Here is a 5,288-nt window from a genome sequence, read left to right on the forward strand (position 1 = left end):
GATCGTCCACGAGCGCCGCGAGCGCTTCCAACGTTTTGGCACCCAGTCGCCGTCCACACGGCCAACCCGGTGAGGAGTCGATCATGACGGATGTGTCCGTGGAGAACCGCGCTCTCGACGACCTGGTCCGCGCGGTGGCCGAACTCGTTCCCCTGGCGGACCTGCCGCCCAGGAGGATCTCCGTCCGCTCCGGAGGGATCGCGGTCGAGGTCGAGTGGCCGGTGGAGGGGGACGCGGCCGAGGGCGTGCCCGCGACCGCGGCCGCCGGGCCGCCGCCCGCCCCCGCCGCCCCCGGCGAGGACCCCGACCACCACCCGGTGTGCTCGGAACTGGTCGGCACCTTCTTCACGGCCCCCGCGCCGGGGGCCGACCCGTTCGTGGCCGTGGGGGACGTGGTCCGGGCCGGGCAGCAGCTCGCGATCCTGGAATCCATGAAGCTGATGACCCCGGTCACCGCGGACCGTGCCGGCCGGGTCGCCGAGATCCTCGCGGGCGACGGCGACCAGGTCGAGTTCGGGACACCCCTGATCCTCCTGACCGCGGAGGCCGCCGCATGAACCGCACGCTCACCAAGGTCCTCATCGCCAACCGGGGGGAGATCGCGGTGCGCATCGCGCGCACCTGCCGCGAGATGGGCATCGGGACCGTCGCCGTCCACTCCGTCGACGACGACGAATCCCAGGTCGTCCGGATGGCGGACGAGTCGGTGCGGATCGGTCCCACCCCCTCCAAGCGGAGCTATCTCGACATCGCCGCCGTGGTCGGCGCCGCCCTCCAGCGGGGCGCCGACGCGGTGCACCCCGGCTACGGGTTCCTGTCCGAGGACCCCGACTTCGCCCGGGTGTGCGTCGACGAGGGGCTGACGTTCATCGGGCCCCCGCCGGGCGTCCTGGAACAGCTGGGGGACAAGGCCAGCGCCCGCCGGATCATGAGCGAGGCGGGTCTGCCGCTGCTCCCCGGAACACTGGACTCGGTCACGGACGTGGAGGAGGCGGAGCGCCTGGCCGGGGAGATCGGCTACCCGCTCATCGTCAAGGCCGCCGCGGGGGGAGGGGGCCGGGGCATGCGGATCGCCCACCGCCCCGCTGACCTGCGCACCGCCTACCTGGAGGCCCGCGCCGACGCGCACGCGTTCTTCGCGGACGGCCGGGTGTACATGGAGCGCTACCTGGACCGGGCCCGGCACGTGGAGGTCCAGGTCCTGTGCGACGCGCACGGCGCCGCCGTCCACCTCGGGGAGCGGGACTGCTCCGTACAGCGCCGCCAGCAGAAGCTCATCGAGGAGACCCCCGCGCCCGGTCTGCCCGACGACCTGCTGGAGCGGATCAGGCAGGCCGCGATCACAGGGGCACGGGCCGCCGGCTACGTGGGCGCGGGCACCTTCGAGTTCCTCGCGCAGGACGGCGAGTTCTACTTCATGGAGGTCAACAGCCGCATCCAGGTCGAGCACGCGGTGACCGAGATGGTCACCGACATCGACCTGGTGCGCGAGCAGATCCAGGTCGCCCGGGGGGCGCCCCTCGCCCAGGAGCTGCTGGACGTGCGGCCGCGGGGCGTCTCCCTGGAGTGCCGGGTCAACGCCGAGGACCCCAAACGCGGATTCGCGCCGACTCCGGGCCTGCTGGAGGAGTTCCACCCGCCCGGGGGGCCGTTCGTCCGCGTGGACACCCACATGTCCGCCGGATCCCGGATCTCCCCGGCCTACGACTCCCTGCTGGCCAAGGTGGTCGTGTGGGCACCCGACCGCGACACGGCCGTCCTGCGCATGCGCCGCGCCCTGGAGGAGTTCCGGATCTCCGGGAAGGGCGTGCGCACGACGATCCCGTTCCTCCTGGCGGTCCTGGCCCGGAAGGAGTTCGCGGAGGCCGAGCACACCACCTCCCTCGTCGACACGATGTGACACCGGGCCGGAGAATTCTCCGGAATACCCCCAATCCACGTCGACCGTCCCTCGAGCGGGCTGAAGGAACATCTGTCGACGGATTGTTTTCCTCTTTGGAGACGTGGACCGATGGTATTAACGGTGAAACTGGTGCAGCAGGGCGCCTGGGACATGCCTTTGGATTCCATGCCGCTCGCGGCCGGATATCTGAAGTCCGTCATCGACCAAGACCCGAAGATCGGGGATGCCGTCGATGTCGAGATCCAGAACTTCCGCGGCGGAATGCAGTTGACGGACATGGCGCGCGCCATATTCGTCGAATCCATTCCCGACGTCCTCGCGTTCTCGGTCCTGGGCTGGAACTACCGGACCTTCTCCTGCCTCGCCGAGACCTTCAAGCAGATCAACCCCAAGGGCCTGGTGGTGTTCGGCGGCACGCACGTCGCGCACCAGGGCGAACGGGTGTTCCGGGAGTGCACCCACGTGGACGTGGTCGCGAACGGGGAGGGCGAGTTCACCTTCCGCGACCTGCTGGCCTACCGGCTCGAGAACCCGGACGGGCTGGACCCGGCCACGGTGCCGGGGATCTCCTACCGCCTGCCGGACGGCACCGTCCGCACGACCGAGGAACCCCCGCGCATCGAGGACCTCGACACCATCCCCTCGCCCTTCCTCAACGGCACGCTGCCCATGCTCGACGCCGCGGGCAACTTCCGCTACGACGTGGCCCTGATGGAGACCAACCGGGGCTGCCCCTACAAGTGCTCGTTCTGCTACTGGGGCGGGGCGGTCGGCCAGCGCATGCGCGCTTTCGGCCGCGAGCGCCTCGCCGAGGAACTCGATTACTTCGCCTTCCACGAAGCGCACACCATCGTCCTGTGCGACTCCAACTTCGGCCTGCTGGAATCGGACGAGGAATTCGTCGAGGACCTCATCAAGACCCGCGAGCGCCGGGGGTACCCGCGGGCGCTCGAGACCAGCTGGGCCAAGAACAAGTCCAAGCGTTTCTACGACATCGTCACCAATCTGAAGAACCACGGGTTCCAGAGTTCCTTCACCCTGGCGCTACAGACCCTCAACACCGAAGCGCTCACCGACATGAAGCGGCGCAACATGAAGGTGAACCAGTGGGAGGTCCTGGCCGACTGGCTGTCCGAGCAGGGCCTCGACTGCTACGCGGAACTCATCTGGGGCGCCCCGGGGGAGACCCCGAAATCCTTCCTGGAGGGGTACGACCGCCTCGCGGAGAAGGTCTCCCGGATCGCCGTGTACCCGATGCTGCTCCTGCCGAACACCTCCTATGTGGAGCAGCGGGAGCTCCACGGCTTCGTCACCGTCCGGGGCGAGAACGACGACTTCGAGTACGTGCTGGCCAACCGCTCCTCCACGTTCGAGGAGAACCTGGAGATGCAGCGCTTCATCTTCTGGGCCCGCATCCTCGGGGAGAACCAGTTCCTCCGCCACGTGTGGACCCCGCTGCGCCTCCTCATCGGGATGACGCAGTCGCAGGTCATCCGCAGCCTCATGGAGAGGGCCGAGGCCTCGGACGCCCCCGAGGTCGTCTCGTTCCTCGAACTGGCCCCCGTCATCGCGGAGTCGCCCGCCGTGGCCGCCGGTCTGCGCCGCCTCTTCACCTCCCCGGACCTCGACCGGTTCATCCGGGCCTGGTGGAGCGAGGAGATCGTCCCCCGCTTCACCGACGAGTGGCGGCCGTTCGCCGAGGCCCTCTACGACTTCGAGTGCTGGTCCCGGCCGGTCTACCAGCCCCCGGACGCCGACGTCCCGGCCGGCTGGGACGTCCGCACGGTCGACGACCAGGACTGCTACGTCAGCGGTCCCGTCACCTTCGCCGTCGACGTCGACGCCGCCCTGGAGAAGTGGCGCGGCGGGGAGGAGGTCGCCGCGCCCGAGCCCGTGGAGACCACCTACGTCTTCGAGGCCAAGGTCGGGTTCCACGACCACCTGGACAACCACGAGACGGCGGCGCACTACATGGCGCTCCCCCGCAAGACGGCCGGCATGAGTTGAACCACCGACCACCGCGCACGGAGGCAGAGATGAGCGAGGCAGCAGACCTCATCCTCGAGCAAGTCCGCAAGTACCACCGAGAGAAGGAGAAACAGCCCTTCGTGCCCGGGGAGACCCTGGTCATGCCGTCCGGGGCCGTGCTCACGGAGGAGGACCGGGTCGCCCTCGTGGAGGTCGCCCTCAACATGCGGATCGCGGCGGGCCCCTCCGCCGCGGCCTTCGAACGGGAACTCGCCCGGACCCTGGGGCGCCGCAAGGCCCACCTGGTCAACTCGGGTTCCTCGGCCAACCTCCTCGCCCTGACCGCCCTCACCCAGCCCGAGCTGGGCGACGCCAGGCTCCGGCCGGGCGACGAGGTCATCACGGTCGCCGCCGGGTTCCCGACCACCGTCAACCCCATCGTCCAGAACCGCCTCGTCCCCGTCTTCGTGGACGTCGAACTCGGCACCTACAACACCACCGCGGAGCGGGTCGCCGAAGCGATCGGCCCCCGCACCCGCGCCATCATGATCGCCCACGCCCTGGGCAACCCCTTCCCCGTCGCCGAGATCGCGGAACTGGCGCGGCAGCATGACCTGTTCCTCGTGGAGGACAACTGCGACGCGATGGGCACGCTCTACCAGGGCAGGCCCACCGGGGGGTTCGGCCACCTCAGCACCATCAGCTTCTACCCCGCGCACCACCTGACCATGGGCGAGGGCGGGTGCGTCACCACGGACAGCCCGAAGATCGCCCGCCTGGTGGAGTCCCTGCGCGACTGGGGCCGGGACTGCTGGTGCGAACCCGGGGACTGCGACACCTGCGGCAAGCGCTACCTCCAGGACTTCGCCACCCTGCCCCCCGGGTACGACCACAAGTACACGTTCACGCGGGTGGGCTACAACCTCAAGTCCTCCGACCTCCACGCCGCGCTCGGCCTGTCGCAGTTGCAGCGGCTCCCGGAGTTCACCCGCGCCCGGCGGCGCAACTGGAAGCGGATCAGGGAGGCGCTGGACGGACTGCCGGGCCTGCTCATGCCCGAGGCCGCACCGGGGAGCGAACCGAGCTGGTTCGGGTTCGTCCTGACGGTCACGCCCGACGCCGGGTTCACCCGCAACGACCTGGTGGAGCACCTGGAGTCGCGCCGGATCGGGACCCGCATGATGTTCGCGGGCAACCTCCTGCGCCAGCCCGCCTACAAGGACGTCGAGCACCGGGTGTGCGGGGACCTGGCCAACAGCGACGCGGTGATGGAACGGACCTTCTGGTTCGGGGTCTTCCCCGGGCTGACGGACGAGATGATCGACTACGCCACCTCGACCATCCGCGACTTCGTCACTTCGAGGCGCTGAGGGGCACAGGACGGAAAGGGCCGGCCCGGGGCTTCCCGGGCCGGCCC

General features: G+C 69.7%; 4 protein-coding genes. All 4 read left to right on the plus strand.

All coding sequences use genetic code 11. The features are described 5' to 3' along the window. Positions 1-83 precede the first annotated feature (83 nt). The 4 genes from ACJOT3_RS32220 to rfbH all read left to right on the plus strand — a co-directional run bounded on the left by ACJOT3_RS32220 (position 84) and on the right by rfbH (position 5,241). A complete protein-coding gene (locus ACJOT3_RS32220; protein ID WP_406976910.1) occupies positions 84-557 on the plus strand; it encodes an acetyl-CoA carboxylase biotin carboxyl carrier protein in 474 nt (157 codons plus the stop codon). Continuing rightward, positions 554-1,900, plus strand: coding sequence for an acetyl-CoA carboxylase biotin carboxylase subunit (locus tag ACJOT3_RS32225; protein WP_406976911.1), 1,347 nt, complete (start codon positions 554-556; stop codon positions 1,898-1,900). The genes ACJOT3_RS32220 and ACJOT3_RS32225 overlap by 4 nt, the downstream gene beginning before the upstream one ends. Positions 1,901-2,023: 123 nt before the next feature. After that, complete coding sequence (locus ACJOT3_RS32230; RefSeq protein ID WP_406976912.1) at positions 2,024-3,910, plus strand: KedN5 family methylcobalamin-dependent radical SAM C-methyltransferase; 1,887 nt, start codon at positions 2,024-2,026, stop codon at positions 3,908-3,910. 29 nt (positions 3,911-3,939) lie between these two features. Next, positions 3,940-5,241, plus strand: coding sequence for a lipopolysaccharide biosynthesis protein RfbH (gene rfbH, locus ACJOT3_RS32235; protein WP_406976913.1), 1,302 nt, complete (start codon positions 3,940-3,942; stop codon positions 5,239-5,241). The last annotated feature ends 47 nt before the right edge of the window (positions 5,242-5,288 follow it).

It is taken from the genome of Nocardiopsis protaetiae (genome assembly GCF_045446735.1).
Classification (GTDB): domain Bacteria; phylum Actinomycetota; class Actinomycetes; order Streptosporangiales; family Streptosporangiaceae; genus Nocardiopsis; species Nocardiopsis protaetiae.

Excerpts from the sequence above, each read along its gene's own strand:
- rfbH (WP_406976913.1), top strand. The coding sequence starts at position 3,940 with ATGAGCGAGGCAGCAGACCTCATCCTCGAGCAAGTCCGCAAGTACCAC.
- ACJOT3_RS32225 (WP_406976911.1), top strand. The coding sequence starts at position 554 with ATGAACCGCACGCTCACCAAGGTCCTCATCGCCAACCGGGGGGAGATC.
- ACJOT3_RS32220 (WP_406976910.1), top strand. The coding sequence starts at position 84 with ATGACGGATGTGTCCGTGGAGAACCGCGCTCTCGACGACCTGGTCCGC.